General features: G+C 59.9%; 1 protein-coding gene. It reads left to right on the forward strand.

Going from position 1 to position 1,452, the window contains the following annotated elements:
* The first annotated feature begins 243 nt into the window (after window positions 1–243).
* Window positions 244–1,419, forward strand: a complete 1,176-nt coding sequence (locus tag G3446_RS26690; protein WP_209262663.1) for a DNA methyltransferase — start codon at window positions 244–246, stop codon at window positions 1,417–1,419.
* Window positions 1,420–1,452: the final 33 nt, after the last annotated feature.

The raw sequence follows: 1,452 nt of genomic DNA on the forward strand, positions 1-1,452 counted from the left end.
GGACTCACCAGTAGACCAGGCTCTGGTCACGAAGCTCCAGCTTCGTGACCTCGGAGAAGAAGCTCTGCTTCACGAGGGTCGACGCGCCGCCGCACAAGCGCAGGTCCCGTGTCCGTGACGGCTTGGCCCAGCCAGAGCTGACCGAAGTCGACCGAGGTAGCTGCATTCGAGAAGCGGGAGCTTCATCGCGCGGGTCACGAAGCTGGAGCTTCGTCACCAGGGAATCATCGTTCTGGATAGACAATGGCCAAATCCAAATCCGTCAAACCAAGCAAACTCAGCGTCGAGGCCTTCAAGCACGAGGAGGCGACGCGTACCAACATCCCGACCGCCGAGTATCAGTCGGTGATGCGCGAGGACGAGAAGCGGCCCATTCCCATCACCTATCGGCGTGGTTACTCGGATGGCGGCGAGGCGAGCGGGGATCCGCTGGCCGAGGAGAAGGCGCGGCGCAATCGCGACCTGGACCCGCAGCTCGTCTGGCGCGGCAAGGACCAGCAGGACTGGTCCGACCTGGTGGTTCATGCACCGCCGCTCTACATCCAGGAGAAGGTCCATCCCAAGGCGTTGATTGACGACCTGATGCGAGTGGGAAGTGGACAGTGGGGGGCAGTGAAGAGTGGAAAGTGGATAGTGGATAGTGGGGGTGGTGCTCACCACTCAGACCCCGTGCAACTGGATCTCTTCGCCGACTTCAACGGCATCCCCGAGGAGGCGGACCGGACCGACTTCTACCGCCACGAGGGCCATTGGTCCAACCGCCTGATCCTGGGCGACAGCCTCCAGGTCATGGCCTCGCTCGCCGAGCGTGAGGGGTTGCGCGTTAAGGTGCAGTGCATCTATCTGGATCCGCCCTACGGCATCAAATTCAACTCCAACTTCCAGTGGTCGACCACCAGCCGCGACGTCAAGGACGGCAACCCCGACCACATCACCCGCGAGCCGGAGCAGGTCAAGGCGTTCCGGGATACCTGGCGCGACGGCATCCATTCCTATCTGACCTATCTGCGCGACCGGCTCACCGTCGCGCGGGACCTGCTGACCGAGTCAGGGTCGATCTTCGTTCAGATTGGGGATGAGAATGTGCATCGGGTGCGGGCGGTGATGGATGAGGTGTTTGGGGAGGAGAACTGCGTTTCGTTGATCACGATTGTTAAGACGAGCGCTCAGGAAGACCTGCTTCTACCGAACGTGTGTGATTATTTGCTTTGGTACGCTCGTGATGCTAGCCGATTGAAGTATCGCCAAGCGTGGGTGGACAAGAGCAGCGACCCCGGCGCGGCTGAGTATAACCGGGTAGATATCGAGGGCGAGCGACGGCGCTTAACCCCAGCGGAGAACGATGGACGAAGCCGGTTAAGCAGTAGCTATCGGATATACCCAGCGAATACAGGATTTCGGCTTTTTAATTTCCGATAATCTGAAAGTTTTCAGCCAGCAGCGTTCGTAATC

This window comes from Thiorhodococcus minor, from assembly GCF_010820565.1.
Lineage (GTDB): Bacteria > Pseudomonadota > Gammaproteobacteria > Chromatiales > Chromatiaceae > Thiorhodococcus > Thiorhodococcus minor.